The following is a 25,948-nucleotide window of genomic DNA, read 5'->3' on the forward strand; positions in this document are numbered from 1 at the left end:
TTTCCTGCGCCGGTTCATCCGCAACAACAATGAAGCCCGCATGGCCGCCATTCAGATAGACCAGGTAAAGAAACGCTACGGCACGCTGCAAGCCCTGGGCGGCGTCACATTCTCCATCGAGGAAGGCGAGTTTTTCGGATTGCTGGGACCCAACGGCGCCGGCAAGACCACGCTCATTTCCATCCTCGCCGGCCTGAACCGGGCCGATTCCGGCAGCGTGAAGATCATGGGCCACGACGTGGTCCGCGATTACCGCCAGGCGCGCAGCCTGCTCGGCGTGGTGCCGCAGGAACTGGTGTTCGATCCCTTTTTCACCGTGCGCGAAACCCTGCGCATGCAGTCCGGCTACTTCGGGCTGAAGAAGAACGACGACTGGATCGACGAGATCATGCACAACCTCGACCTGACCAACAAGGCTGACGCCAACATGCGCGCGCTGTCCGGCGGCATGAAGCGCCGGGTGCTGGTCGCGCAGGCGCTGGTGCACAAGCCGCCGGTCATCGTGCTCGACGAGCCGACCGCCGGCGTCGACGTCGAATTGCGCCAGACGCTGTGGAAGTTTGTCTCGCGCCTGAACCGGGAAGGCCATACCGTGGTGCTGACGACGCACTATCTGGAAGAGGCGCAGGCGCTGTGCAACCGCATCGCGATGCTGCGCGGCGGCAAGGTGGTGGCGCTCGATTCCACCGCCGCGCTGATCCGCCGCATTTCCGGTTCGCAGCTGGAAGTGCAGCTGGCCGGCGAATTCCCGGGTTCGCTGGCGCCGCTGCTGTCGCATCCGGCCGAGCCGGGCAGCAACAAGTACGTGTTCCGCATCGCCGACTATGCCGACGTCGAGCCGATACTCGCCACGCTGCGCCAGAATGGCGCGCAGATCGAGGACATGCAGCTGCATCAGGCCGATCTGGAAGATGTGTTCATCGAAATCATGGAAGGCAGCAAATGACGGGCTTTCGCACGCTGTTCTACAAGGAAGTCTTGCGTTTCTGGAAGGTCGCCACGCAAACCCTGACGGCGCCCATCGTCACCGCCATGCTCTACCTGCTGATCTTCGGCCAGGTGCTGGAAGGTCGGGTCGAGGTCTATCCGGGCGTCTCCTACACCGCCTTCCTGGTGCCGGGCCTGGTGATGATGAGCGTGCTGCAGAATGCCTTCGCCAATTCCTCGTCGTCGCTGATCCAGTCCAAGATCACCGGCAACCTGGTGTTCATCCTGCTGCCGCCGCTGTCGCACTGGGAAATGTTCAGCGCCTATGTGCTGGCGGCCATGGTGCGCGGCCTGGCGGTCGGCCTGGGCGTGTTCGTCATCACCGCCTGGTTCGCCCACCTGTCTTTTGTCGCGCCGCTGTGGATCTTCGCCTTCGCGCTGCTGGGCTCGGCGATCCTGGCGACCATGGGCTTGATCGCCGGCATCTGGGCCGAGAAATTCGACCAGCTGGCCGCCTTCCAGAATTTCCTGATCATGCCGGCAACCTTCCTGGCCGGCGTGTTCTATTCGATACACTCGCTGCCGCCTTTCTGGCTGGCAGTGTCGCACGCTAATCCGTTTTTTTATATGATTGACGGCTTTCGCTACGGTTTCTTCGGCCATTCCGACGTGGCGCCCGGCATCAGCTTTGCGATCGTGACCACCTTCTTCGTGGTGCTCGCCGGCGTTGCCATCACCATGCTCAAGAGCGGCTACAAGCTGCGCCATTGACCATCGAATACACCGCAATGCGTTCGACCATCATCAACCTCAACAAGGCAGAAATCATGTTGCCCACCCCCGATCTCGTGAAGAGCTATATCGCCGCCGGCCTGGACTGCACCCACCTGCAGGTCGAAGGCGACGGCCAGCATTTCACTGCCGTCATCGTGTCGCCGGCCTTTGCCGGCAAGCGCCTGATCCAGCGCCATCAACTGGTCTATGCGGCCCTGGGCGACCGCATGCGCGAGGAAATCCACGCCTTGTCGATGAAGACGCTGACCCCTGACGAATTTCAAACGTAATGCAAAAACTGTTAATCACGGGCGGCAAGCGCCTGGCTGGCGACATCGCCATTTCCGGCGCCAAGAATGCAGCGCTGCCCATCCTGTGCGCCGGGCTGCTGACGGCCGACACCGTGCAGCTGTCCAACGTGCCGCGCCTGCAGGACGTGGCCACCATGCTGAAACTGCTGCGCCAGATGGGCCTGCGCGCCGAGGAAGAGGGCGATCGCATTGCTCTCAACGGCGGCCGCATCGACAAGCTGGAAGCGCCCTATGAAATGGTGAAGACCATGCGCGCCGCCATCCTGGTACTGGGACCGCTGGTGGCGCGCTTCGGCGAAGCCCGCGTCTCGCTGCCGGGCGGCTGCGCCATCGGTTCGCGTCCGGTCGACCAGCACATCAAGGGCCTGCGGGCGATGGGCGCCGAGATCCAGATCGAGGCCGGCTATATCCATGCCCGCGCCAAGAAGCTCCGCGGCGCGCGCATCGTCACCGACATGATCACCGTCACCGGCACCGAGAACCTGCTGATGGCCGCCACCCTGGCCGAAGGCGAGACCATATTGGAAAACGCCGCGCGCGAACCGGAAGTGACGGATCTCGCCAACCTGCTGGTGGCCATGGGCGCGCAGATTTCCGGCATCGGCACCGACCGCCTGGTGATCCAGGGCGTGCCCAGCCTGCATGGCGCCTCGCACGCGGTGATTCCCGACCGGGTCGAGACCGCCACCTTCCTGTGCGCGGTGGCTGCCGCCGGCGGCGACGTGACGCTGACCAACGTGCGCACCGACATCCTCGACGTCGCGCTCGACAAGCTGCGCGAAGCCGGCGTGGTGCTGACCAGCGGCCCGGACTGGATCCGCGCCCAGATGGCGGCGCGGCCGAAGGCAGTGAGCTTCCGCACTACCGAATACCCCGGTTTCCCGACCGACATGCAGGCCCAGTTCATGGCGCTGAACTGCATCGCCGAAGGCAACAGCCGCGTCACCGAAACCATCTTCGAGAACCGGTTCATGCACGTGCAGGAAATGAACCGCCTTGGCGCCTGCATCGGCATCGAGGGCCATACCGCGATCATCGAGGGCGTGCCGCAACTGGTCGGCGCGCCGGTGATGGCGACCGACCTGCGCGCCTCCGCCTCGCTGGTGATCGCCGGCCTGGCCGCCCGCGGCGAAACCCTGGTCGACCGTATCTATCACCTCGACCGCGGCTACGACCGCATGGAAGTCAAGCTGTGCGCCGTCGGCGCCGACATACAGAGGGTGAACTGATGAATCGCCAATTAACGCTGGCCCTGTCCAAGGGCCGCATCTTCGAGGAAACCCTGCCGCTGCTCCAGGCAGCCGGCATCACGGTGACCGAGAACCCGGAAACCTCGCGCAAGCTGATCCTGCCGACCAATGACGAGGCGCTGCGGGTGATCATCGTGCGCGCCTCCGACGTGCCGACCTATGTGCAGCATGGCGCCGCCGACTTCGGCGTGGCCGGCAAGGACGTGCTGCTGGAACACGGCGGCGAAGGCCTGTACCAGCCGATCGACCTGAACATCGCGCGCTGCCGCATGTCGGTGGCGGTGTCGGCCGGCTTCGACTATGCCAGCGCGGTGAAGCAGGGCGCGCGGCTGCGGGTGGCCACCAAGTACACCGAGACGGCGCGCCAGCATTTCGCCGCCAAGGGCGTGCATGTGGACCTGATCAAGCTGTATGGCTCGATGGAGCTGGCGCCGCTGGTCGGCCTGTCGGACGCCATCGTCGACCTGGTCAGCACCGGCAGCACGCTCAAGGCCAACCACCTGGTCGAAGTCGAGCACATCATGGATATTTCCTCGCGCCTGGTGGTAAACCAGGCTGCGCTGAAACTGAAGCGCGAGCGCCTCCAGCCCATCATCGACGCCTTCGAGCAGGCGTCGAAACGTTAACCCATCCTCTATCGCCATGTCCGCACCGATACGCACACTCGATTCGACCGACGCCGATTTCAATGCGCAGCTGCGCGCCGTGCTGGCCTTCGAGGCCAGCGAGGATGACGCGATCGACCGCGCCGCCGCCGGCATCCTGGCCGATGTGAAGGCCCGCGGCGACGCCGCCGTGCTGGAATACACCAACCGCTTCGACCAGCTGGAAGCAGCGTCGATGCAGGCACTGGAAATCCGCCAGGACGAGTTGCATGCGGCGCTGGCCGGCCTGCCCGAGGCGCGCCGCGAGGCGCTGCAGATCGCGGCCGACCGGGTGCGCGCCTATCACGAGCGGCAGAAGGAGGAGTGCGGCTCCGACGGCTTCCTCTATACCGAGGACGACGGCACCGTGCTGGGCCAGAAGGTAACGCCGCTGGACCGGGTCGGCATCTACGTGCCGGGCGGCAAGGCGGCCTATCCCTCGTCCGTGCTGATGAACGCGATCCCGGCCCATGTCGCCGGCGTGCAGGACATCATCATGGTGGTGCCCACGCCCGCCGGCGTGAAGAACGAGCTGGTGCTGGCCGCCGCGGCGATTGCCGGCGTCAACCGCGTCTTCACCATCGGCGGCGCGCAGGCGGTGGCTGCGCTGGCCTATGGCACCGCCACCATTCCCCAGGTCGACAAGATCGTCGGCCCCGGCAATGCCTACGTGGCTGCCGCCAAGCGCCGGGTGTTCGGCACGGTGGGCATCGACATGATCGCAGGTCCCTCCGAGATCCTGGTGCTGTGCGACGGCAGCACCGACCCGGACTGGGTGGCGATGGACCTGTTCTCCCAGGCCGAGCATGACGAGCTGGCGCAGTCCATCCTGGTCTGCCCGGACGCCGACTACATGGCGCGCGTGCAAGAGAGCGTGGACCGCCTGCTGGAAGAGATGCCGCGCAAGGACGTGATCCGCACCTCGCTGACCAACCGCGGCGCGATGGTCAAGGTGCGCGACATGAACGAGGCCTGCGAGATCGCCAACTTCATCGCGCCCGAGCACCTGGAAATTTCGGCCGAGAATCCGCTGGCCTGGTCGCACCGCATCCGCCACGCCGGCGCGATGTTCCTCGGCCGCTTCTCGTCCGAATCCATCGGCGACTACTGCGCCGGCCCCAACCATGTGCTGCCGACCTCCCGCACCGCGCGCTTTTCCTCGCCGCTGGGCGTCTACGACTTCCAGAAGCGCTCGTCGGTGATCCAGGTCAGCGAAGCCGGCGCCCGCACCCTGGGCCAGGTGGCGGCCGAGCTGGCCTACGGCGAAGGCTTGCAGGCGCATGCCCGCTCCGCCGAATACCGCTACAAGAAATGATGCGCGGGCAGGCCGTTGGACAACGATAACTGGCGCAACCGCGTTTTCTGCGAAAACGCGTTGGCCGGCATCGCGCGCCTGCCCGACGGCGCGGTGGACCTGATCATCGCCGATCCGCCATACAACCTCGGCAAGGACTACGGCAACGATTCCGACCGCATGGAAAGCGCGGCCTACCTGGAATGGACCGAAGCCTGGGTCGACGCCGCGCTGCCCAAGCTGAAGGCCGGCGGCAGCCTGTACGTGTTCCTGACCTGGCGCTATTCGCCGGAAGTGTTCGTGATGCTCAAGCAGCGCATGACCATGATCAACGAGATCGTCTGGGACCGCCGGGTGCCGTCCATGGGCGGCAGCACCCGCCGCTATTCCTCGGTGCATGACAACATCGGCTTCTTCGTCAATGCTCGCGACTATTACTTCGACCTCGACGCGGTGCGCATTCCCTATGACGCCCAGACCAAGAAGGCGCGCTCGCGCTCGATCTTCGTCGGCGCCAAGTGGCTGGAGCTGGGCTACAACCCGAAGGACGTGTGGAGCGTGTCGCGCCTGCACCGGGAACACCGGGAAAGGGCCGACCATCCGACCCAGAAGCCGCTGGAAATCATCGAGCGCATGATCAAGGCATCCTGCCCGCCCGGCGGCCTGGTGCTCGATCCGTTCATGGGCAGCGGCACCACCGCGGTGGCGGCGCGCCGCTGCGGCCGCGACTTCGTCGGCTTTGAATTGAACGCCGATTACTGCAAACTGATAGACCAGCGGCTGGCGGCGCTGGAACCCGCCGAACAATCCGCCGCCGACAACGTGAGCACACCATGTCCCTGATCGAAAACCTTATCCGTCCCGATGTCCTTGCCTTGTCGGCCTACCACGTGCAGGACGCGGCCGGCTGCGTCAAGCTCGACGCGATGGAAAACCCCTACCAGCTGCCCGAGCCGCTGCGCGCCGAACTCGGCCGCCGGCTGTCCGAAGTAGCGCTGAACCGCTATCCGACGCCAAGCTACACCGAACTGAAGGCCGGCATCTGCGGCAAGCTCGGCGTGCCCGACGGCTACGACGTGGTGCTGGGCAACGGCTCGGACGAACTGATCTCGATGGTGTCGGTGGCTTGCGCCAAACCCGGCGCCAAGGTGCTGGCGCCGGTGCCGACCTTCGTGATGTATGCGATGTCGGCCCAGTTCGCCGGCCTGCAGTTCGTCGGCGTCGACCTCAGGCCCGACTTCAGCCTCGACCGCGACGCCATGCTGGCCGCCATCGCCGCGCACCGGCCGGCGGTGACCTACCTGGCCTATCCGAACAACCCGACCGGCAACCTGTTCGACGACGCCGCGATCGTCGATATCCTGCGCGCAGTGGGCGAGACCGGCATCGTGATCGTCGACGAGGCCTACCAGCCGTTCGCACAGTCCAGCTTCATGCCGCGCCTGGCCGAGTTTCCCAACCTGGTGGTGATGCGCACTGTCTCCAAGCTCGGCCTGGCCGGCATCCGGCTCGGCTACATGTCGGCCAGCGGCGCGCTGCTGGAGCAGTTCGAGAAGGTGCGCCCGCCGTACAACATCAACGTGCTGACCCAGGCCACCGCAGAATTCGTGCTGGAGCACAGCGAGGTGCTGGATACCCAGGCCGTCGCGCTGCGCGAGGAACGCGGCCGCGTGGCTGCCGAACTGGCCGCGCTGCCGGGCGTCGAAGTCTTTCCGTCGGCCGCCAATTTCCTGCTGCTGCGCATTACCCGGCCCGGCCTGGATTCGGCCAAGGCGCACGCGCGCCTGCTGGAACAGAAGGTGCTCGTCAAAAATGTCGGTAAAATGCACGCTTTGCTGCATAATTGCCTGCGTGTGACGGTCAGCACCCCGGAAGAAAACACCCTGTTCCTGAATGCCCTGAAGGCCGCGCTCGCTCCCTAACCTGGTTCAAACATGTCTACGCCACGCATTGCGGAAGTCGTCCGCAACACCAACGAAACCCAGATCCGCATCGCCATCAACCTCGACGGCAGCGGCAAGCAGAACCTCAACACCGGCGTGCCTTTCCTGGACCACATGCTGGACCAGATCGCCCGCCATGGCCTGATCGACCTCGACGTCGAAGCCAAGGGAGACCTGCATATCGATGCGCACCACACGGTGGAAGACGTGGGCATCACGCTGGGCCAGGCGGTTGCCAAGGCGGTCGGCGACAAGAAGGGCCTGCGCCGCTACGGCCACGCCTACGTGCCGCTCGATGAAGCGCTGTCGCGGGTGGTGGTCGACTTCTCCGGCCGTCCCGGCCTGGAATTCCACGTGCCCTTCACCCGCTCCATGATCGGCGGCTTCGACGTCGACCTGACCCGCGAATTCTTCCAGGGCTTCGTCAATCATGCGCTGGTCACGCTGCACATCGACAACCTGCGCGGCGCCAACGCCCACCACCAGTGCGAAACCGTTTTCAAGGCATTCGGCCGCGCGCTGCGCATGGCCAGCGAACTCGATGCCCGCGCCGCCGGCACCATTCCGTCGACCAAGGGCAGCCTCTGATTCCGGCTGACCAGCTTAATTTCTGACATGAACAAGATCGTGGTAGTGGATTACGGCATGGGCAACCTGCGCTCGGTGGCGCAGGCGCTGCGCCATGTCGCGCCGGAAGCCGATGTGCGCATTTCCGGCGAAGTCGCCGACATCCGCGCTGCCGACCGGGTGGTGCTGCCCGGCCAGGGCGCGATGCCGGACTGCATGCGCAGCCTGCGCGCCTCCGGCCTGGAAGAAGCGGTGAAGGCCGCCTCGCAGACCAAGCCGCTGTTTGGCGTGTGCGTCGGCGAGCAGATGCTGTTCGACTGGAGCGACGAGGGCGACACGCCCTGCCTGGGCCTGTTGCCGGGCAAGGTGGTGCGCTTCAATCTGGAAGGCCGGCTGCAGGACGATGGCTCGCGCTTCAAGGTGCCGCAGATGGGCTGGAACCGGGTGCATCAGACCGCCCCGCATCCCATGTGGGAAGGCGTGGCCGACAACGATTATTTCTATTTCGTCCACAGCTACCATGCCGCGCCCGCCAATCCGGCGCATGTGCTGGGCGAGACCGATTACGGCGGCGCGTTTGCATGCGCGGTCGGACGCGACTATATTTTCGCTACCCAGTTCCACCCGGAGAAAAGCGCTGCCGCCGGCCTGCAGCTCTACAGAAACTTTGCCAACTGGAAGCCCTGAGCCAGCTCAGTCCTTGTTTATCCAACCACCAACCTTAACGTCCCACTCACTGTAGCCATGCTGCTTATACCTGCTATCGATCTCAAAGACGGTCATTGCGTACGCCTGAAACAGGGCGACATGGAGCAAGCCACCGTATTCTCCGACGACCCGGCCGAGATGGCGCGGCACTGGCTGGCCCAGGGCGCGCGCCGGCTGCACCTGGTCGACCTGAATGGCGCCTTCGCCGGCAAGCCCAAGAACGAACTGGCGGTCAAGTCCATCATCAAGGCCGTGCGCGAATTTGCGATCGACAACGATGTCGACGAAATCCCGATCCAGCTGGGCGGCGGCATTCGCGATCTCGACACCATCGAGCGCTACCTGGACGGCGGCCTGTCCTACATCATCATCGGCACCGCCGCAGTGAAGAACCCCGGCTTCCTGCACGATGCCTGCAGCGCCTTTCCCGGCCAGATCATCGTCGGCCTGGATGCCAAGGACGGCAAGGTCGCCACCGACGGCTGGAGCAAGCTGTCCGGCCATGAAGTGCTGGACCTGGCCAAGAAATTCGAGGACTACGGCTGCGAAGCCATCGTCTACACCGACATCGGCCGCGACGGCATGATGGGCGGCGTCAACATCGACGCCACCGTGCGCCTCGCCCGCAGCATGACGATCCCCGTGATCGCCTCCGGCGGCGTGCACAACATCAAGGACGTCGAAGCGCTGTGCGCGGTGCAGGACGAAGGCATCGAAGGCGTGATCTGCGGCCGCTCCATCTACGAAGGCACGCTGGACCTGCGCCTGGCGCAGGAAAGGGCGGACGCGCTTTCCGGCGTGGAAGAGGGCGAAACCGACTGATCATGACTCTTGCAAAACGCATCATCCCCTGCCTCGATGTCACCGCCGGACGGGTGGTCAAGGGCATCAACTTCGTCGAGCTGCGCGACGCCGGCGACCCGGTGGAAATCGCCCGCCGCTATGACGAGCAGGGCGCCGACGAACTGACCTTTCTCGACATCACCGCATCGAGCGACGAGCGCGACCTGATCCTGCACATCATCGAAGCGGTGGCCTCCCAGGTCTTCATTCCGCTGACGGTGGGCGGCGGCGTGCGCGTGGTGGAAGACGTGCGGCGGCTGCTCAATGCCGGCGCCGACAAGGTCAGCATCAACACCTCGGCCGTGACCAACCCGCAGCTGGTGCAGGACGCGGCCGACAAGTACGGCTCGCAATGCATCGTGGTGGCGATCGACGCCAAGCGCTCCGGCGAAAACCAGTGGCAGGTCTATACCCACGGCGGGCGCAAGGCCACCGGTCTGGACGCGGTGGAATGGGCGCGCAAGATGCAGATGCTGGGCGCGGGCGAGATCCTGTTGACCAGCATGGACCGCGACGGCACCCGTTCCGGCTTCGACCTGGCGCTGACCCAGGCCGTGTCGGACGCGATCACCATCCCGGTCATCGCCTCCGGCGGCGTGGGCGGGCTGCAGGACCTGGCCGACGGCGTGAAAAAGGGCCATGCCGACGCGGTGCTGGCAGCCAGCATTTTCCATTACGGCCAGCACACCGTGCAGGAAGCCAAGCAGTTCATGGCGGGCCAGGGCATACCGATGAGGCTGGCATGAGCGTCAAGGCGAAATGGTTGAACAAGGTGCGCTGGGACGAGCACGGCCTGGTGCCGGTGATTGCCCAGGAAGTCGGCAGCAACGACGTGCTGATGTTTGCCTGGATGAATCGGGAGGCGCTGGCGCGCACGGTGGAGTCCGGCCAGGCGGTCTACTGGAGCCGTTCGCGCAAGAAGCTGTGGCACAAGGGCGAGGAGTCCGGCCATGTGCAGAAGGTGCATGAACTGCGCCTGGACTGCGACGAGGACGTGGTGCTGCTCAAGGTGGAGCAGGTGGACGGCATTGCCTGCCACACCGGCCGGCATTCCTGCTTCTTCCAGAAATTCGAGGGCAGCGCGGCCGAAGGCGAGTGGGTCGCGGTCGATCCGGTCTTGAAGAATCCCGACAGCATCTACAAGTAAAGGCAAAGCGGCACAATGAGCGACACCCTGAACCGCCTGGCGCAAGTCATCGAGTCACGCAAGCCGGCCAACGGCGGCGACCCGGAGAAATCCTACGTCAGCCGGCTGTTTGCCAAGGGCGACGACGCGATCCTGAAGAAGATCGGCGAGGAAGCCACCGAAACCGTGATGGCGGCCAAGGACGCCCGCGTCGACGGCGACGCCTCCAAGGTGCTGTATGAGTGCGCCGACCTCTGGTTTCATACGCTTGTCATGCTGGCGCAGTTTAATCTCACGCCGGACGATGTGCTGAAGGAACTGGCGCGGCGGGAAGGCATCTCCGGCATCGAGGAAAAGGCCAGCCGCGGCCAGAAGCCCTGAGCGCCAGGGCAGGGTAGGGAAAGACGGGAACGGGCACATCACTATCAACGGAGACTGGTTTTGGACAACTGTATTTTCTGCAAGATCGCCTCGGGACAGATTCCCTCGAAGAAGGTGCATGAGGACGAAGATCTGATCGCCTTTCACGACATCAACCCGGCGGCGCCCGTGCATGTTCTTATTGTGCCGAAGCAACACATTCCGACACTGGCCGACTGCACGGAACAGCACTCCGCTTTGTTGGGTAAAATGATGCTTCTCGCGCCCAGGCTGGCGCAACAATTAGGCTGCGGATACGAAGCCGATGGCGGCGACAACGGCTCCGGTGGCTTCAAGACCCTGTTCAATACTGGTCCGGATGGTGGACAAGAGGTATACCATCTCCATCTGCATGTGATCGGCGGACCGCGCCCCTGGCGCGGCCAACGGTAGTCCGGTCGGATCCGGACAAATTCAACCTGGAACGCAGCGTTCCGCAAGGAGAAACAAATGGGTTCATTTAGCGTCTGGCACTGGCTGATCGTTCTGGTCATCGTGATGCTGGTATTCGGCACCAAGAAGATCGGCAACATGGGTTCCGACCTCGGCAAGGCGGTCAAGGGCTTCAAGGATGGCGTCAAGGGCGAGGAAGACCGTGTCGCCGGCGCGCCGCCGACAGTGGCCGACAAGGGCACCATCGACGTCGAGACCAAAGAAAAGAACCGGACCTGAGCCGATGCGCATTCTGCACGGTAGCGCCACATGATCGATCTCGGCCTGACCAAGATCGCCCTGATCGGCGTGGTGGCGCTGGTCGTCATCGGGCCGGAGAAACTGCCGCGCGTGGCGCGCATGGCGGGTTCGCTGTTTGGCCGCGCCCAGCGCTACATCAATGACGTCAAGCAGGAAGTCAGCCGGGAAATCGACCTGGAGGAATTCCGCAAGATGCAGCAGGATGTGCGCGAGGCCGCCAGCACGGTGGAGCAGTCGATCTCGCAGAATGCCGCCGAAGTGCGCGACGCCGTCAGCACCGGCTGGAATGACGACTTCACCAGCGCGTCCAATCCGCTGATGGAGCCGCCCACGCCCGACCAGCATGCGGTCAAGGCCAAGGATTTCCGCAGGAAGAAACTGGCGCGCACCTCGGCCGTGCCGTCCTGGTACAAGCGGCAGAACGGCCGCCGGTCGCGCGTGCTGTCAGGCGCGGCCCGCGTCGCCCGGTATCGCCCTTCGGGCAGCCGCAAACCCACCCAATCGTTCCATTAAATGGCTGAAGACACACAAGCCGACGCGCAGGACACCTTCATCTCCCATCTGGTCGAACTGCGCAACCGCCTGGTCAGGGCAGTCGCCGTGGTGCTGGCGGTCTTCCTGGTGCTGGTCGCCGTCTGGCCCGGTCCGGGCGCGGTCTACGACTTCATCGCCCGGCCGATGATGATCGCGCTGCCCGGCGACGCGAAGATGATCGCCACTGGCGTCATCACTCCCTTCATGGTGCCGATGAAGGTCACGCTGCTGGCGGCCTTCATCATCTCGCTGCCGTGGGTGCTGTACCAGGCCTGGGCCTTCGTTGCGCCTGGCCTGTATGCGCATGAGAAGCGGCTGATTGCGCCGCTGGTCATTTCCTCTTCCTTCCTGTTCATGGTGGGCGTGGCGTTCTGCTACTTCCTGGTGTTCGGCAAGGTATTCCGCTTCATCTATGACTTCGCACCCAACTCGATTACCGTGGCGCCCGACATCGAGAACTACCTCGATTTCGTGATGACCATGTGCCTTGCCTTCGGCATCACCTTCGAGGTGCCGGTGGTGGTGGTGGTGCTGGTGCGGATGAACCTGATGACCGTGGAAAAGCTCAAGGCGATCCGGCCCTATGTGATCGTCGGCGCCTTCGTCGTGGCTGCCGTGGTCACGCCGCCGGACATCATGAGCCAGCTGTTCCTGGCCGTGCCGATGTGCCTGCTGTTTGAATTGGGACTGCTGCTGGCGCCGATGTTCGTGCGGGCCACCCAGGCGCCGGAAGAGCATCCCAGCAGCACCGGCAGCTAAAACCGGCAGCCGAAGCGGTCTCGCTTCGCTGCCCCGTTGCATTCTCCCTAAGCGTTCGGCACCTGCCGCAGCCACTGCACCAGTGGCTGCGCATCCCTGAAATTCTTCAGCACCACCTGTTCCAGTTCATCGCCGGTCATGCCGTCCACGCTGCGCTCGTTCCAGACGATGAAGCTCTTGTGGCGCACATACTCGGCATGCGGCGTATCCGCATCGAAACCCTTGGGCGGCCGCGTCAGCTTGCCTTCCTGCTGCAGGTCGCCAAAGGCGGCGCGCAGCTTGCGGTTCTTGAGGACCGCTGAAAAGCCGTCGGCGTCGGCAACCACCTGCTGCCGGATCCGGCGCAGCCGGTCGGGCGGCGGCAGGTATTCGCCGCCGGCGATCAGCAACTGGGCCTTTTCATCGACGTGGAAGTAGTAGGCCGGACCGCCGCCCTGGCTGGGCTTCTTCAGCCCGCTGGCGGTGATGGCGGCCGAAAAGTGCGTCTTGTAAGGCTTGGGGTCGCGCGAGAAGCGCAGGTCGCGGTTGATGCGAAACAGCGCCTTCTTCGGATTGCAGGCCGCCACCGCCGGATCGAAGCGGGCAATGCCCTTGATCAGGCGCGTGGTCAGTTCGAGAAACTCGGCGCGCAGGATGTCGTAGCGCGGCTTGTTCATCACGAACCAGGCGCGCTGGTTGTTCTCGTCCAGTTCCGCCAGGTATTGCCTCAGGTCGCGTACATGCATGCTCACTCCGCGGGACGTGTCTGCATCTTGGGACGGACGCCCACCGTCACATCCAGGCTGGTTTCGGCATTCTTGCGCAGCACCTTCATGCTGGCTTTCCTGCCGGGCTGCAGCTGGGCGATCAGGTTCAGCATCGAGGTGGTGTCGTCCACCGGCCGGCCGTCGACTTCCACCAGGATGTCGCCCGGCCGCATGCCGGCGCGGTCGGCCGGGCCGTTGCGCAGCACGCCGGCGATGATGGTGCCCGACTTGCGCTGCAGGCCGAAGCTTTCCGCCAGTTCCGGCGTGATGTCCTGCGGCTCCACGCCGATCCAGCCGCGCACCACCTGCCCGGTCTTGATGATCGATTCCATCACCGTCTTTACCGTGGTGACGGGAATGGCGAAGCCGATGCCCAGCGAGCCGCCGGTGCGGGAGTAGATCGCGGTATTGATGCCGAGCAGATTGCCGTTGGTGTCGACCAGCGCGCCGCCGGAGTTGCCGGGGTTGATGGCGGCGTCGGTCTGGATGAAGTTCTCGAAGGTGTTGATGCCGAGGTGGTTGCGGCCCAGCGCCGAGACGATGCCCATGGTGACCGTCTGGCCGACGCCGAAGGGATTGCCGATGGCCAGCACCACATCGCCGACGCGGGTCTGCTCGATCTGGGCCAGCGTGATGGTCGGCAGGTCCTTGAGATCCACCTTGATCACCGCCAGATCGGTTTCCGGATCGGTGCCGACCAGGCGGGCCGCGGCCTTGCGCCCGTCGGCCAGTGCGATCTCGATCTCGTCGGCCGCTTCCACCACGTGGTTATTGGTCAGGATGTAGCCTTCGGAGCTGACGATCACGCCTGAGCCCAGGCTGGACTGCTTCTCCTCCTGCTCGCCCTGGCGCTCGCCAAAGAAGCGGCGCAGGAAGGGGTCGTCCAGCAGCGGATTGCGCGCCGGGCGCACGCCCTTGCTGGTGAAGATGTTGACTACCGCGGGCATGGCCCGCTGCGACGCGTCACGATAGCTGCTGCCCTGCTGTACCCTGGGCGGCGCGGTGGCTTCCTGCATCGGGACATTCCCCGTATTCAGGGTGACCGGCTGGGCGCCGCCATGGATGCGCGGCGCCCAGTCCGGCTTGAGTGTCGCTACAATGAACCACAGCGCCAGACCGACAGTGACGGTTTGGGCAAACAATAACCAGAGACGTTGCATAAAGAGAGAAGGGTGAATGAATTGAGTGAGCCATCCGTGGATCGCCGGGCGCTGTCGGATTATCTGGCTTGTCTGCTTGATATCAACCGCATCCGTGATTTTAGCCCAAACGGTTTGCAGGTCGAGGGACGTGACTGTATCGCCAGCATCGTCACCGGCGTCACCGCCAGCGCCGCGCTGATCGACGCCGCCCTGGCCGAAGGCGCCGATGCGATTCTTGTGCATCACGGCTATTTCTGGCGCGGCGAGGACGGCCGGATTACCGGCATCCGGCGCCAGCGCCTGAAGCGGCTGCTAGCCAACGACGTCAATCTGTTCGCTTATCACCTGCCGCTGGATGTGCATCCGGAGTTGGGCAACAACGCCCAGCTGGGGCGGCAGCTCGGCCTGAGCGCGCAGTCCCGGTTTGGCGAAAACGACCTCGGCTGGCTGGGCGTGCCGGAAGACGCCGCGGTGCGCACGGTCGGTGATCTGGCGCAGTTGGTCGATCAGCGACTGGGGCGCTCGCCCATGGTCATCGGTGACGCCGCGCAGCCTCTGGGCCAGGTCGGCTGGTGCACCGGCGCCGCGCAGGGCTATCTCGACGATGCCATCGCCGCCGGCGCCGGCACCTATCTCAGCGGGGAAATCTCCGAGCAGACCGTGCACCTGGCGCGCGAGACCGGCGTCGCCTACCTGGCCTGCGGCCATCATGCAACCGAGCGTTATGGCATACAGGCGCTCGGCCAGCATCTCGCCGGCCGGTTCGGCATCAGGCATCGATTCATCGATATCGATAATCCGGTCTAGAAACAGCCCGTTTTCCGTCGCGCCGTTTCTGCAGTGGCAACGGGCCTGCGGCCCTGCAGGCGGTGACCAGCCAGAAATCTCTGTTGCGTTCGCATTTTTTCCGGCCGGATGTTACGAAGGCCCGGCTTTATCCAGATTGCGTAACTTCGGCATGCGCCTACCGGTAATCGTTCGACAGTTCGCAGCGAGGCGCTGACCAAGGCGCTCATCCAGGCGCTCACCACGGCGCTCAATCACGGCACAGACAGGAAAACCATGATGTCGCAAGCGGCAGCCCGGCAACCGATTAACGTCATGATCGTCGAGGACGATAACGTTACCCGCAAGTATCTCGCAGCGGCCATCCAGTCCGAGCCAGCGCTCCAGCTGGTTGCCGCCTTCGACAGCGTTCAGCCGGCGCTGGCCTGGCTGGTGTCCACCCCGGTGGATCTGCTGCTGACCGACCTTGGCCTGCCCGACGGATCGGGCGTGGACGTCATCCGCGCCTGTGTCGATCGCTGGCCGAACTGCGGCATTCTGGTCATCACCATGTCGAGCGACGAGGACAGCGTCCTGGCGTGCATCGAGGCCGGCGCCGCCGGCTATGTGCTCAAGGATGCCGGACGGCTGGACATCGTGCGCGCCTTGTTGGACCTGCACTCGGGTGGCTCGCCCATCAGCCCGCTGATCGCCAGGAAAGTGCTCGGCCGGATGCGCGACGCCATGCCGGCATCGTCCGCGCCACCCGGCAATGCGCAGGCGCGCTCCCTGCTCACGCGGCGCGAGGCGGCGATTCTCAATCTGATAGCGCGCGGCGACAGCTATGGCGAAGTGGCGCGGACGCTGTCGGTGTCGGTCGGCACGGTGCAGACCCATGTGAAGAACATTTACGGCAAGCTGTCCGTGCATTCCCGCGGAGAAGCGGTATTCGAAGCACAGCGCCGCGGCTTGCTCCATATGGCGACATTGAAAGCGCGCGAACCGGGCTGATGCCGCGTCTGTTCGGATTGCGGGTGACGGGTGACGGGTGACGGGCGACGGGTGACGGGTGACGGGCGACGGGATGGCTGTCGTGTGCCGCTGGTTCAGCGGCACACGACAGCGTTCAGGATGGAGGCGCGAGGATAGGCTTGCTGCGGTTTCAGGCTGCTCAGCGCGGATTTTCCGACCGACGCAGGGCATCACGGATTTCGCGCAGCAGCAGGATGTCCTCGGACGGCGGCGCGGCCGGTGCGGCATCCTCGACTTCCTGCTGCTTGCGGAAGGACAGGGTGCGCGCCTTGTTGATCAGCCTGACCATCTGGAAAATGATGAAGGCCAGAATGATGAAGTTCAGCAGGATCGTCACGAAATTGCCATAGGCCAGGACGGCGCCGGCCTTCTTGGCCTCGGCCAGGGTGAGATTCATTGCCTGATTATTCAGCGGCAAATAATAATTCGAGAAATCCAGGCCGCCGAAAATTTTCCCCACGATCGGCATGATCACATCCTGCACCAGGGAATCGACGATCTTGCCGAATGCGGCGCCGATGATGACGGCGACCGCAAGGTCGACCACATTGCCCTTGACTGCAAATGCCTTGAATTCCTGCAGCATGCTCATTGCAAATCTCCTGTTGGGGTGAAGGAAGGGAGTAACGGAAGCGCTGATCGGTAATGAAGCCGGTTTTGCCAGATTGTTACGCGACAGTATCCCACAAGACCATACAGGTCACCTCATTGGTGCGTTTATCGAGCTATGTGCATGTTTATTGCACAACGGAAGATGTATTTTCTTTAAATCAGGTCGACGGTCCGATATAATTTAAGGTTGCTAGAAGTTTCGTTCAGATTTCGCATTTTGACTGATTGGGGTTGGTATGAGTAACGATAAACAGGTCGACTCCGGTCGACGTGTCCTGCTTGCTGCCACATGTGCGGCTGGCGGAGTTGCAGGGCTGGCTACGGCAGGGGCCTTTGTGTCCACCTTCCAGCCGTCAGAGCGCGCGAAGGCCGCCGGCGCGCCGGTTGAAGTCGATATCGCCGGCATGGCGCCGGGCGAGCTCAGGACCGTGGAGTGGCGCGGCAAGCCGGTATGGATCCTGAAGCGCTCGCAGGAAATGGTCTCGGCGCTGCCGAAGCTGGACGATCAGCTTGCCGATCCCAAATCGCAGCGCAATCCGGACGAACTCACGCCGGAATATGCGCGCAACGAATACCGTTCCATCAAGCCGGAGATCCTGGTGGCGGTCGGCATCTGCACCCATCTGGGCTGCTCCCCGACCACCAAGCTCCAGCCGGGACCGCAGCCATCGCTGCCCGACGACTGGCAGGGCGGCTTCCTGTGCCCCTGCCACGGCTCGACCTTCGACCTGGCCGGTCGCGTCTATAAGAACAAGCCGGCGCCTGACAATCTTCAGGTGCCACGTCACATGTATGCCGGCGACACCAAGCTCGTCATCGGCAAGGACGAGAAAGGTGAGGCATAAATCATGGGATTCGTGGAGAAGAAGTTGCCGGCCGATGCGCCAGTCAGCGCCAAGGCACTGAACTGGGTCGATTCTCGCTTTCCGCTGAGCAAGCTGTGGAATGACCAGTGGGGCCAGTACTACGCGCCCAAGAACTTCAACTGGTGGTACATCTTCGGTTCGCTGGCCATGCTGGTGCTGGTGATCCAGATCGTCACCGGCATTTTCCTGGTGATGCATTACAAGCCCGATGCCAACCTGGCCTTCGCCTCCGTTGAATACATCATGCGCGATGTGCCGTGGGGCTGGCTGGTGCGCTACATGCACTCGACCGGCGCTTCCGCCTTCTTCATCGTGGTCTACCTGCACATGACCCGCGCGCTGCTGTACGGTTCGTACCGCAAGCCGCGCGAGCTGATCTGGTTGTTCGGCGTCGGCATCTTCCTGGCGCTGATGGGCGAGGCCTTCTTCGGCTACCTGCTGCCATGGGGCCAGATGTCCTACTGGGGCGCGCAGGTGATCGTGAACCTGTTCTCTGCCATTCCCTTCATCGGTCCCGACCTGTCCCTGTGGATCCGCGGCGACTACGTGGTGTCCGACGCCACCCTGAACCGCTTCTTCGCCTTCCACGTGATCGCGATTCCGCTGGTGCTGCTGGGCCTGGTTGCCGCCCACCTGATCGCGCTGCATGAAGTGGGCTCGAACAATCCGGACGGCATCGAAGTCAAAGACAACCTCGGTCCTGACGGCCATCCGGTTGACGCGATTCCTTCGCATCCGTACTACACCGTGCACGATGCGTTCGGCGTGGTGATCTTCCTCACAATTTTCAGCGCAGTGATCTTCTTTGCGCCGGAAATGGGCGGCTATTTCCTGGAATACAACAACTTCCTGCCGGCCGACTCGCTGAAGACGCCGCCGCATATTGCCCCGGTCTGGTACTTCACGCCGTACTACTCGGTGCTGCGTGCCACCACCTCGCAATTCATGTATGCGCTGATCGCGGGTGTGGCTGCCTATGTCGCGCTGCTGATCCTGAAATCGCGCCTGTCCGGCGCGATGAAAATGGTGGCGGCGGTGGTTGGCCTGGCCGTGATCATCGGCATGCTGGTGTTTGACGCCAAGTTCTGGGGCGTGGTGCTGATGGGTGCGTCGGTCGTGATCCTGGCCGGCATGCCCTGGCTCGATCATTCCCCGGTGCGGTCCATCCGTTATCGCCCCACCTGGCACAAATATGTGCTGATCCTGTTCGGCATCACCTTCGTCGTGCTGGGCTACCTGGGCGTGCAGGCACCGACCGCCGGCCGTACCCTGCTGTCGCAGGTCTGCACCTTCATCTACTTCGGCTTCTTCCTGCTGATGCCATGGTGGAGCCGCGCCGGCCAGTTCAAGCCGGTCCCGAGCCGCGTTACGTTCCATCCGCACTAAGCCGCAAAGGATCACAAGAATGAAATTTTTCAAGAAACTGATTGCGGCATTGGTCCTGTTGCCAGCGTTTGCGCTGGCAAGCGAAGGCGGTTTTCCGCTGGACCACGCGCCTGAGCGAACCGACCTGGCTTCCCTGCAGAACGGCGCGAAGCTGTTCGTCAATTACTGCCTGAACTGCCACTCGGCATCGGCCATGCGTTACAACCGCCTGCGCGACATCGGGCTGTCGGAAGACCAGATCAAGGCCAACCTGCTGTTCACCACGGACAAGGTGGGCGACCTGATGAAGTCGGCAATGACGCCGGCCGACGGCAAGGCCTGGTTTGGCGCCGCGCCGCCGGATCTGTCGGTCATTTCGCGCGCCAAGTCATCCGAAGCCGGCAGCGGCCCCGACTATATCTACACCTATCTGCGCACCTATTACGCCGACAACACCCGCCCCACCGGCTGGAACAACCTGGTCTACCCGAACGTCGCCATGCCGCATGTGCTGTGGCAGCTGCAGGGTATCCGGAATGCCAAGTTCGTCGAAGAGAAGGATGAGCACACCGGGGAGGTCGTGCACAAGTTCGCCGGTTTCGAACAGGTCAAGCCAGGCACGATGTCCGCGCTCGATTACGATACTGCGGTGGCAGACCTGGTGTCGTACATGAGCTGGATGGCCGAGCCGGCGCAGAACAAGCGTCGTCAGCTGGGCGTCTGGGTGCTGCTGTTCATGGGTATTCTGCTGGTGCTGGTATGGCGTTTGAGCGCAAGCTACTGGAAGAGCGTCAAATAAAGAGTCTGGCCTGTCACCTGCTTTTTCCGGCAGGCGACAGGTGATCCAGGGGTGAGGCGTTCCGGCCTCACCCTATTTGTTTTTAAGGAACTGCAAAAATGATGGTTCTCTATTCGGGCACAACCTGCCCATTTTCCCAACGCTGCCGTCTGGTCCTGTTTGAAAAAGGCATGGACTTCGAAGTGCGTGACGTCGACCTGTTCAACAAGCCGGAAGACATCTCCACGATGAATCCGTATGGCCAGGTGCCGATTCTGGTCGAGCGTGAACTGGTGCTCTATGAGTCCAACATCATCAATGAGTACATCGACGAGCGTTTCCCGCATCCGCAGCTGATGCCGGCCGATCCGCTGATGCGGGCACGCGCGCGTCTGATGCTGTTCAACTTTGAAAAAGAGTTGTTCATCCACGTGCACACGCTGGAAAACGAAAAGACCAAGGCAGGCGACAAGAGCCTGGACAAGGCGCGCAATGAGATCCGCGACCGCCTGACGCAACTGGCGCCATTGTTCCTGAAGAACAAGTACATGCTGGGTGACGAGTTTTCGATGCTGGACGTGGCAGTCGCGCCCTTGCTCTGGCGGCTCGACCATTACGGCATCGAGCTGTCCAAGACTGCTGCGCCACTGATGAAATATGCGGAACGCATTTTCTCGCGTCCGGCTTATATCGAAGCGCTGACCCCGTCCGAGAAGGTCATGCGCCGGTAATTGCTGTTGCTCCCAGTCTGTTCCTGTCCTATGGTGCATGTGGCGCCTGCATAAGCAGCGCCATTTGCGCCCAGACATCCCTTTTCGTGTCAGCCGGTAACCCTGAACCATGTCAGAAACGTCAACCAAACCCTACTTGTTACGCGCGATCTACGAATGGTGCACCGATAACGGCTACACGCCCTACCTGGCCGCGATGGTGGACGGCCAGACGCAGGTGCCGATGGAGTTCGTCAAGAACGGCGAAATCGTGCTCAACATCAGCTTCAGCGCGACCAGTGGTTTGAAGATGGACAATGACTTCATTCACTTTCATGCGCGATTTGCAGGCGTATCCCGGGAAATCTTTGTGCCCGTCGACAACGTCGTAGCCATCTACGCACGCGAGAATGGGCAGGGCATGGCATTTGAAGTCACCCGCAAATCGGACGCCGGCGAACAGCCATCCGCGCCGCAAGCCGAGCCGCCGACGCTCACTGCGGTGCCGTCATCCCAAGCGGAAGGCGCCGAGACGGAAGTCAACCCGGCGCCGGACGACACGCCGGAACCACCGAAAAAGGGCGGCCGCCCGACCCTGACACGTATCAAATAACGTATAATCCCGCTCTTTGCCGGCTTAGCTCATCAGGTAGAGCACATGATTTGTAATCATGGGGTGGCGGGTTCGAGTCCTGCAGCCGGCACCAATCAATTCAAACACTTGGCCCAGACTTTATGGTTGGGCTTTTGTTTTTCCGGGCCTGTCGGTCGGCATGCATGGCAGCGATAAGGCAGCCATGTTGCCTGCTTGCGCACCGTAAGCAGGGCGTTGATACGCAATGGCCCGGTCAAATACGCAAAGTCCCTTTCCCTCAATAAAGACCGTGACGCAGGGAAACGCCTGTTCCCTGACTTGGCGCACATATGGGGCATATAGTTAATTTTGCTGTGTCGATAAAAATTACAAAAAAGAAAGTTTTGCACGGGCATTTATTGCAAGCATTTGTTTCTAAATAGAATAGTTTCTGGGTGTAAATGTTGCTCAGTGTTTATGCCTTTAATTATTCTAAGAAACGATAATGAAAATCCAGCTCAGCAACATTCGCAACAGATTTATCCTCGCAGTCACTCTGATGGGCGCCTGCGCTACATCGATGGCGGCAACCGTCGTCGTTACGCCAGACAGCCCGCTGTGGGGCACTCCGGCCGGTGAAGACAAGAACGGCGGTTCCAGCGCCATCACCATGACCATGCCAAATGCCGGAAATGGATCGCTTGAAATGACGGGCGATCGCACGCGCTTCGTTGGTCTTGGAGATTTTTATTCTCCCAGCAGCAACTTGGGCCTGCTGGATACCGTTCGCGCACTGACGTACCAGTGGGCGATTGCCACGAGCAGCCAGGCCACGCTGCACCCGGACTACACACCGGCGCTGCGCCTGCATATCTTCGACGGCGCACAGCGCAGCGAACTCATCTGGGAAGGCGCCTACAACGGCATCTACGGCAATACCACCAAGGGCGAATTCCATGAGTCGGGCGTTAATGACAATTTCTACCGGTTCGTCAGCGGACCGGGAGTGACGACGCTCAACGGCTCGCAGGTGAACCAGTCGATCGCCGACTGGGCAAACGGCACTACCTGGTACAGCGACGCCGCTTATGTGTCGGCAATCAGTGTGGGCGTGGGCTCCAGCGCCGGCAGCCTGTATCGTGCGTTCGCAGACAATGTCACGCTCGACATCAACGGCGTGTCGACGACCTATAACTTCGAAGCATCCGCCGCTGCGGTGCCAGAACCGGCAAGCGTCGCACTGATCGGCCTGGGCCTGCTCGGCGTTGCCGCATCGCGCCGCAAGGCCGCAAAGCGCGGCAACTAGGACCAGCTGCCGGACGCCCTTCGCCGCATGCCGGCACGGCACCCGGCACACGGCTGACATGCGCGGCGCTGCGGGTCAATCCTGTTGGCTGCAGCCCGCGCTCGGGAAGCATTACCGATATATCCGGTCCGGCCATGCCGCCCGGCTCCCGGAGAGGGCGAGACACTCTCTCCGGTTTCGCATGACGGGTATCGGGCACCGACCTTCCTTCGATGACATCTATCCTGCACGCACGCCTTATCCGATTGCCGTCTCTGCAGCGGTTGCCTGCCGCGGGTTGGCTTGCCGGCAACCAGTCCCCGCCGCCCGCACGAGCGCGCGTGCATGGTCCTGACGGTGTTCGCGTCTAGCGGAATCGTTTCTCCCACGCTCGCGGCTTTCCTGAATTCGATTCGCTACCGTAGTTCTACTAATGATCACCTTCAGGCGCTGCCGTCGATTGACAAGGACTAACAATTGCATTATCCATAACGAAGTTGTCTTTCGGTAAAAACATCGTCCGCCGGGCTGGTTTTCCGCCGGCGGTGTTTTACCGAAATGCCAGCCGCAGCAATTGGAAGAAAAAAATCCAACCCAGGAGACAGATATGCCAAGAAGAAAAGTACTGCTGAGCCAGCTGTTCGCCGTTTCGCTTGTCAGCGCCTCGCTGTTCGGCTGCGGGGGCAGCGGCAGCGATAGCGGTAGCCAGGCCTCGGCGGGCGTGACGATGAAAGGCGTGGCCGCCGAAGGCATGGCCATCGCGAATGCCACGATCGCCATCAAGGATGCCAACGGCGCCGCCCGCAGCGCCACCACCGACGACAGCGGCAATTTCAGTTTTTCCACCGCCGGCCTGACCTTTCCGCTCATGCTCAAGGTGGCCGGCAGCGGCGGCACCTATTACACCCTGCTGACCAGCGACGACATCAACAAGCGCGTCAACATGACCAACTTCACGCATGTCATTGCGCAGTTGGCGCTGAATGCGGCCGACGATGCCGCGCTCGATGCCAGCTTCAGCAGCGGCGAATTCCGCGGCGTGGCCAGCGCCAGGATGGTCGAAGCCGAAGATGCATTCAAGGCGCTGATGAAGCAGGAATTCGGCGTGATTGCCGGCGTGACCGACACCAGCCCGCGCACCATCGTATTCGTGCCGTCCAGCAAGCTGCAGGACGGGGACGAGGTCGATCGCATGCTCACCCTGTTCAAACCCCAGCGCGGCAGCATCAACAGCCTGCGGTCGCTCAACCGCAAGCCGGAATTCATTAGCGATATCGGTATCGCCAGCTATGACGGCGCCACCGACGACCTGCTGACGGCCGGCCTGGGCAAGACCGGCCTTCTGGCGGCCGCTGCGCCCGGTTATGCCGACAAGGCCAACCCGACCGCGGCGGAACTGCGCAGAAACGCCATCTATAACAACTACCGCGCCGTCATCGACGCATCCGCCAACAGCGGCTTCGGCGCCATGTATGGCCCGAATGTCGACAAGAACGGCGTGGCGGGCGCAGGCGAAGGCAAGATCGCCGGCAAGGAATACATCACCTACGTGGGCGACAGCAGCGGCCGCCGCAACGTGACCCTGATGGTGCAGATCCCGTCCACCTTCGACAAGGCCAAGCCCTGCATCGTTACCGGCGCGTCGTCCGGTTCGCGTGGCGTGTACGGCGCCATCGGCACTGCCGGCGAGTGGGGATTGAAGAACGGCTGCGCCGTGGCCTACACGGACAAGGGCACCGGCACCGGTCTGCATACCCTGGATGACGATACCGTCAACCTGCGCAATGGCCTGCGCGCCACCGCCGCGGTCGCCGGCAAGGACTCGCTGTTTACCGCGGCATTGCCGGGCACGACGGCAGCTGCCCTGAATGCGCAGCTGCCCAACCGGATCGCCTTCAAGCATGCCTATTCCCGGCAAAATCCGGAAAAGGACTGGGGCAGGAACACCCTGGACGCAGTGGCCTTCGCCTTCTATGCGCTCAACGAGGAATACGGAAGCGGTGCGGCCGGCCAGAAATCCCGCGTGATCACGCCGGCAAATACGACTGTCATCGCGTCCTCGATTTCCAACGGCGGCGGCGCTGCGCTGCTGGCCGCCGAACAGGACAGGCTGGGCCTGATCGATGGCGTGGCCGCCAACGAGCCGCAGATCCAGCCGCGCAAGCCGGATGGCTACACCATCCAGCAGGCGGGCGTGGCGGTCGGCGCGCAAGGCAAGCCGCTGTATGACTACTCCAGCTTCGCCGCGATCTACCAGCCCTGCATCGCAGGCAACGCCGGGCGTTGCACCAGCCTGGTCCAGAAAGGCCTGCTCACTGGCGGCGACCTCGCCAGCCAGCAGGCGGATGCCCGCAAGCGGCTGCGCGACTACGGCTGGACCGCCGACAGCGATGCCTTCCAGACCGCCCTGGCGGCCGCGGCGGGCGGCGCGTTCGCCGGCTTCAATGCCAACACCAACTTCCTGGTGACCGTCACCTATGCCAACGCCTACGGCCGCTTTACCCCAGCCGACAAGGTATGCGGCTTCACCTTCGCCAAGACCGACGGCGCCGGTGCGCCGGCAGCCCTGACGGCGGAGGAGCGGGCGCAGAGCTTTGCCTCCCAGAACGGCATCATCGGCAACCCGGTCTATGAAGACTCGGTGGGCGGCGCCAAGGCTTACGCCCTGGGCATATCGCCTTCCACCAGCCGCGCCGACCAGTCGCTCGACGGCGCACTGTGCCTGCGTTCCCTGATGACGGGCCGCGATCCGGTCACCAACAATGCGCTGAGCGGCAGCCTGGCCGAGCAGAGCAACCGGGTGCGCGCCGGCATCGCCGAGGTGCTGGCAAGCGGCAATCTGCGCGGCAAGCCGGCAGTGATCGTCGCCGGCCGCAGCGACCATCTGGTGCCGGTGAACCATGCCTCCCGCGCTTATCTCGGGCTCAACAGCTCGGTGGAAGGTGCCGCCAGCAAGCTGCGCTACGTGGAAGTGACCAATGCCAACCACTTCGACCTGTTCAGCACCTATGTGCCGGCGACCATCGTTCCCATGCACGTCTACCTGTTCCGGGCGCTCGATGCGGTGTATGCGAACCTGAATGGCTCGGCGGCGCTGCCGGCCAGCCAGGTGGTCAGGACGGTGCCGCGCGCCGATGCCTTGACGCCGATCACCAACGCAAACCTGCCTCCGATCGCTATCAACCCGGTTGCAGGGGACCGCGTTGCGATCAGCGGCACGACGGTAAATGTGCCAGAGTAAGAACAGCGCCGGCACGAGGTAATTGGCCCGCATAGGGAC

At 63.1% G+C, this 25,948-nt stretch carries 30 protein-coding genes and 1 tRNA gene; 28 read left to right on the plus strand and 3 right to left on the minus strand.

The window, feature by feature from the left end; all coding sequences use genetic code 11:
- The first annotated feature begins 40 nt into the window (after positions 1–40).
- From ABC383_RS16595 to tatC, 18 genes are read left to right on the plus strand one after another with little or no spacing between them, the layout of a single operon-like run.
- Positions 41–946 (plus strand): ABC transporter ATP-binding protein, encoded by a 906-nt coding sequence (locus ABC383_RS16595; protein WP_194714367.1) that lies wholly within the window; start codon positions 41–43, stop codon positions 944–946.
- Complete coding sequence (locus ABC383_RS16600; RefSeq protein WP_194714366.1) at positions 943–1,698, plus strand: ABC transporter permease; 756 nt, start codon at positions 943–945, stop codon at positions 1,696–1,698. The genes ABC383_RS16595 and ABC383_RS16600 overlap by 4 nt, the downstream gene beginning before the upstream one ends.
- 56 nt (positions 1,699–1,754) lie before the next feature.
- Complete coding sequence (locus ABC383_RS16605; RefSeq protein WP_413016396.1) at positions 1,755–1,991, plus strand: BolA family protein; 237 nt, start codon at positions 1,755–1,757, stop codon at positions 1,989–1,991.
- Positions 1,991–3,241: a UDP-N-acetylglucosamine 1-carboxyvinyltransferase gene (gene murA / locus ABC383_RS16610; RefSeq protein WP_413015201.1), complete on the plus strand. Its 1,251-nt coding sequence runs from the start codon at positions 1,991–1,993 to the stop codon at positions 3,239–3,241. The genes ABC383_RS16605 and murA overlap by 1 nt, the downstream gene beginning before the upstream one ends.
- Positions 3,241–3,888: an ATP phosphoribosyltransferase gene (gene hisG, locus ABC383_RS16615; RefSeq protein ID WP_194714364.1), complete on the plus strand. Its 648-nt coding sequence runs from the start codon at positions 3,241–3,243 to the stop codon at positions 3,886–3,888. The genes murA and hisG overlap by 1 nt, the downstream gene beginning before the upstream one ends.
- 16 nt (positions 3,889–3,904) lie before the next feature.
- Positions 3,905–5,221, plus strand: a complete 1,317-nt coding sequence (gene hisD / locus ABC383_RS16620; protein WP_413015204.1) for a histidinol dehydrogenase — start codon at positions 3,905–3,907, stop codon at positions 5,219–5,221.
- 15 nt (positions 5,222–5,236) lie between these two features.
- Positions 5,237–6,043: a DNA-methyltransferase gene (locus tag ABC383_RS16625; protein WP_413015205.1), complete on the plus strand. Its 807-nt coding sequence runs from the start codon at positions 5,237–5,239 to the stop codon at positions 6,041–6,043.
- On the plus strand, positions 6,034–7,122 hold the full coding sequence (hisC, locus tag ABC383_RS16630; RefSeq protein ID WP_413015207.1) for a histidinol-phosphate transaminase: 1,089 nt from the start codon (positions 6,034–6,036) through the stop codon (positions 7,120–7,122). The genes ABC383_RS16625 and hisC overlap by 10 nt, the downstream gene beginning before the upstream one ends.
- Before the next feature lie 12 nt (positions 7,123–7,134).
- Positions 7,135–7,731 (plus strand): imidazoleglycerol-phosphate dehydratase HisB, encoded by a 597-nt coding sequence (gene hisB, locus ABC383_RS16635; protein WP_194714360.1) that lies wholly within the window; start codon positions 7,135–7,137, stop codon positions 7,729–7,731.
- 27 nt (positions 7,732–7,758) lie between these two features.
- Entirely contained in the window at positions 7,759–8,397 is a 639-nt protein-coding gene (hisH, locus tag ABC383_RS16640; protein WP_413015209.1) for an imidazole glycerol phosphate synthase subunit HisH, read from the plus strand.
- Positions 8,398–8,454: 57 nt separating this feature from the next.
- A complete protein-coding gene (gene hisA, locus ABC383_RS16645; RefSeq protein ID WP_217346647.1) occupies positions 8,455–9,240 on the plus strand; it encodes a 1-(5-phosphoribosyl)-5-[(5-phosphoribosylamino)methylideneamino]imidazole-4-carboxamide isomerase in 786 nt (261 codons plus the stop codon).
- A gap of 2 nt (positions 9,241–9,242) precedes the next feature.
- Positions 9,243–10,007, plus strand: coding sequence for an imidazole glycerol phosphate synthase subunit HisF (hisF, locus tag ABC383_RS16650; protein ID WP_413015210.1), 765 nt, complete (start codon positions 9,243–9,245; stop codon positions 10,005–10,007).
- The gene (gene hisI / locus ABC383_RS16655; protein ID WP_194714356.1) at positions 10,004–10,408 is read left to right on the plus strand and encodes a phosphoribosyl-AMP cyclohydrolase; all 405 of its coding nucleotides are present in this window, start codon (positions 10,004–10,006) and stop codon (positions 10,406–10,408) included. The genes hisF and hisI overlap by 4 nt, the downstream gene beginning before the upstream one ends.
- 15 nt (positions 10,409–10,423) lie before the next feature.
- Positions 10,424–10,768, plus strand: coding sequence for a phosphoribosyl-ATP diphosphatase (locus ABC383_RS16660; protein WP_413015213.1), 345 nt, complete (start codon positions 10,424–10,426; stop codon positions 10,766–10,768).
- Positions 10,769–10,828: 60 nt separating this feature from the next.
- Positions 10,829–11,200, plus strand: a complete 372-nt coding sequence (locus ABC383_RS16665) for a histidine triad nucleotide-binding protein (RefSeq protein ID WP_413015215.1) — start codon at positions 10,829–10,831, stop codon at positions 11,198–11,200.
- 57 nt (positions 11,201–11,257) lie between these two features.
- Positions 11,258–11,479, plus strand: a complete 222-nt coding sequence (gene tatA / locus ABC383_RS16670; protein WP_194714353.1) for a Sec-independent protein translocase subunit TatA — start codon at positions 11,258–11,260, stop codon at positions 11,477–11,479.
- Between the two features lie 30 nt (positions 11,480–11,509).
- Complete coding sequence (gene tatB / locus ABC383_RS16675; protein WP_194714352.1) at positions 11,510–12,013, plus strand: Sec-independent protein translocase protein TatB; 504 nt, start codon at positions 11,510–11,512, stop codon at positions 12,011–12,013.
- Positions 12,014–12,793, plus strand: coding sequence for a twin-arginine translocase subunit TatC (gene tatC / locus ABC383_RS16680; RefSeq protein ID WP_413015217.1), 780 nt, complete (start codon positions 12,014–12,016; stop codon positions 12,791–12,793).
- A 47-nt stretch (positions 12,794–12,840) separates the two neighbouring features.
- Here the strand turns inward: tatC and ABC383_RS16685 are convergent, their stop codons facing one another.
- Together ABC383_RS16685 and ABC383_RS16690 are read right to left on the minus strand one after the other, a co-directional pair.
- Positions 12,841–13,518, minus strand: coding sequence for a DUF2461 domain-containing protein (locus tag ABC383_RS16685; protein ID WP_413015219.1), 678 nt, complete (start codon positions 13,516–13,518; stop codon positions 12,841–12,843).
- Between the two features lie 2 nt (positions 13,519–13,520).
- A complete protein-coding gene (locus ABC383_RS16690) occupies positions 13,521–14,699 on the minus strand; it encodes a Do family serine endopeptidase (RefSeq protein WP_413015221.1) in 1,179 nt (392 codons plus the stop codon).
- Between the two features lie 36 nt (positions 14,700–14,735).
- Between ABC383_RS16690 and ABC383_RS16695 the strand changes: the two genes are divergently transcribed.
- Entirely contained in the window at positions 14,736–15,488 is a 753-nt protein-coding gene (locus ABC383_RS16695) for a Nif3-like dinuclear metal center hexameric protein (RefSeq protein WP_413016398.1), read from the plus strand.
- A gap of 255 nt (positions 15,489–15,743) precedes the next feature.
- A complete protein-coding gene (locus ABC383_RS16700; RefSeq protein ID WP_413015222.1) occupies positions 15,744–16,457 on the plus strand; it encodes a response regulator in 714 nt (237 codons plus the stop codon).
- A 160-nt stretch (positions 16,458–16,617) separates the two neighbouring features.
- Here the strand turns inward: ABC383_RS16700 and mscL are convergent, their stop codons facing one another.
- Complete coding sequence (gene mscL, locus ABC383_RS16705) at positions 16,618–17,070, minus strand: large conductance mechanosensitive channel protein MscL (RefSeq protein WP_413015224.1); 453 nt, start codon at positions 17,068–17,070, stop codon at positions 16,618–16,620.
- A 256-nt stretch (positions 17,071–17,326) separates the two neighbouring features.
- On the opposite strand from mscL, the gene petA reads away from it, so the two are divergent.
- From petA to ABC383_RS16745, 8 genes are all read left to right on the plus strand, one after another.
- Positions 17,327–17,935, plus strand: coding sequence for a ubiquinol-cytochrome c reductase iron-sulfur subunit (gene petA, locus ABC383_RS16710; protein ID WP_194714345.1), 609 nt, complete (start codon positions 17,327–17,329; stop codon positions 17,933–17,935).
- 3 nt (positions 17,936–17,938) lie between these two features.
- Positions 17,939–19,342, plus strand: a complete 1,404-nt coding sequence (locus tag ABC383_RS16715) for a cytochrome b (RefSeq protein ID WP_194714344.1) — start codon at positions 17,939–17,941, stop codon at positions 19,340–19,342.
- 19 nt (positions 19,343–19,361) lie between these two features.
- A complete protein-coding gene (locus ABC383_RS16720) occupies positions 19,362–20,120 on the plus strand; it encodes a cytochrome c1 (RefSeq protein WP_413015226.1) in 759 nt (252 codons plus the stop codon).
- Between the two features lie 98 nt (positions 20,121–20,218).
- Entirely contained in the window at positions 20,219–20,830 is a 612-nt protein-coding gene (locus tag ABC383_RS16725) for a glutathione S-transferase N-terminal domain-containing protein (protein WP_194714342.1), read from the plus strand.
- 109 nt (positions 20,831–20,939) lie between these two features.
- The gene (locus ABC383_RS16730) at positions 20,940–21,422 is read left to right on the plus strand and encodes a ClpXP protease specificity-enhancing factor (RefSeq protein ID WP_413015228.1); all 483 of its coding nucleotides are present in this window, start codon (positions 20,940–20,942) and stop codon (positions 21,420–21,422) included.
- Between the two features lie 18 nt (positions 21,423–21,440).
- Positions 21,441–21,516: transfer RNA gene (locus ABC383_RS16735), tRNA-Thr, on the plus strand.
- 372 nt (positions 21,517–21,888) lie between these two features.
- Positions 21,889–22,689, plus strand: a complete 801-nt coding sequence (locus ABC383_RS16740; protein ID WP_413015230.1) for a PEP-CTERM sorting domain-containing protein — start codon at positions 21,889–21,891, stop codon at positions 22,687–22,689.
- 586 nt (positions 22,690–23,275) lie between these two features.
- Entirely contained in the window at positions 23,276–25,909 is a 2,634-nt protein-coding gene (locus tag ABC383_RS16745; protein WP_413015231.1) for a 3-hydroxybutyrate oligomer hydrolase family protein, read from the plus strand.
- The last annotated feature ends 39 nt before the right edge of the window (positions 25,910–25,948 follow it).

The sequence above is a fragment of the Noviherbaspirillum phoenicis genome (assembly GCF_047237965.1).
Lineage (GTDB): Bacteria > Pseudomonadota > Gammaproteobacteria > Burkholderiales > Burkholderiaceae_D > Noviherbaspirillum_A.

Coding starts and splice junctions, on each gene's coding strand:
- ABC383_RS16595 (WP_194714367.1), top strand. CDS start 41: ATGGCCGCCATTCAGATAGACCAGGTAAAGAAACGCTACGGCACGCTG.
- ABC383_RS16600 (WP_194714366.1), top strand. CDS start 943: ATGACGGGCTTTCGCACGCTGTTCTACAAGGAAGTCTTGCGTTTCTGG.
- ABC383_RS16605 (WP_413016396.1), top strand. CDS start 1,755: ATGTTGCCCACCCCCGATCTCGTGAAGAGCTATATCGCCGCCGGCCTG.
- murA (WP_413015201.1), top strand. CDS start 1,991: ATGCAAAAACTGTTAATCACGGGCGGCAAGCGCCTGGCTGGCGACATC.
- hisG (WP_194714364.1), top strand. CDS start 3,241: ATGAATCGCCAATTAACGCTGGCCCTGTCCAAGGGCCGCATCTTCGAG.
- hisD (WP_413015204.1), top strand. CDS start 3,905: ATGTCCGCACCGATACGCACACTCGATTCGACCGACGCCGATTTCAAT.
- hisC (WP_413015207.1), top strand. CDS start 6,034: ATGTCCCTGATCGAAAACCTTATCCGTCCCGATGTCCTTGCCTTGTCG.
- hisB (WP_194714360.1), top strand. CDS start 7,135: ATGTCTACGCCACGCATTGCGGAAGTCGTCCGCAACACCAACGAAACC.
- hisH (WP_413015209.1), top strand. CDS start 7,759: ATGAACAAGATCGTGGTAGTGGATTACGGCATGGGCAACCTGCGCTCG.
- hisA (WP_217346647.1), top strand. CDS start 8,455: ATGCTGCTTATACCTGCTATCGATCTCAAAGACGGTCATTGCGTACGC.
- hisF (WP_413015210.1), top strand. CDS start 9,243: ATGACTCTTGCAAAACGCATCATCCCCTGCCTCGATGTCACCGCCGGA.
- hisI (WP_194714356.1), top strand. CDS start 10,004: ATGAGCGTCAAGGCGAAATGGTTGAACAAGGTGCGCTGGGACGAGCAC.
- ABC383_RS16660 (WP_413015213.1), top strand. CDS start 10,424: ATGAGCGACACCCTGAACCGCCTGGCGCAAGTCATCGAGTCACGCAAG.
- tatA (WP_194714353.1), top strand. CDS start 11,258: ATGGGTTCATTTAGCGTCTGGCACTGGCTGATCGTTCTGGTCATCGTG.
- tatB (WP_194714352.1), top strand. CDS start 11,510: ATGATCGATCTCGGCCTGACCAAGATCGCCCTGATCGGCGTGGTGGCG.
- tatC (WP_413015217.1), top strand. CDS start 12,014: ATGGCTGAAGACACACAAGCCGACGCGCAGGACACCTTCATCTCCCAT.
- ABC383_RS16685 (WP_413015219.1), bottom strand. CDS start 13,518: ATGCATGTACGCGACCTGAGGCAATACCTGGCGGAACTGGACGAGAAC.
- ABC383_RS16690 (WP_413015221.1), bottom strand. CDS start 14,699: ATGCAACGTCTCTGGTTATTGTTTGCCCAAACCGTCACTGTCGGTCTG.
- ABC383_RS16700 (WP_413015222.1), top strand. CDS start 15,744: ATGATGTCGCAAGCGGCAGCCCGGCAACCGATTAACGTCATGATCGTC.
- mscL (WP_413015224.1), bottom strand. CDS start 17,070: ATGAGCATGCTGCAGGAATTCAAGGCATTTGCAGTCAAGGGCAATGTG.
- petA (WP_194714345.1), top strand. CDS start 17,327: ATGAGTAACGATAAACAGGTCGACTCCGGTCGACGTGTCCTGCTTGCT.
- ABC383_RS16715 (WP_194714344.1), top strand. CDS start 17,939: ATGGGATTCGTGGAGAAGAAGTTGCCGGCCGATGCGCCAGTCAGCGCC.
- ABC383_RS16720 (WP_413015226.1), top strand. CDS start 19,362: ATGAAATTTTTCAAGAAACTGATTGCGGCATTGGTCCTGTTGCCAGCG.
- ABC383_RS16725 (WP_194714342.1), top strand. CDS start 20,219: ATGATGGTTCTCTATTCGGGCACAACCTGCCCATTTTCCCAACGCTGC.
- ABC383_RS16730 (WP_413015228.1), top strand. CDS start 20,940: ATGTCAGAAACGTCAACCAAACCCTACTTGTTACGCGCGATCTACGAA.
- ABC383_RS16740 (WP_413015230.1), top strand. CDS start 21,889: ATGAAAATCCAGCTCAGCAACATTCGCAACAGATTTATCCTCGCAGTC.
- ABC383_RS16745 (WP_413015231.1), top strand. CDS start 23,276: ATGCCAAGAAGAAAAGTACTGCTGAGCCAGCTGTTCGCCGTTTCGCTT.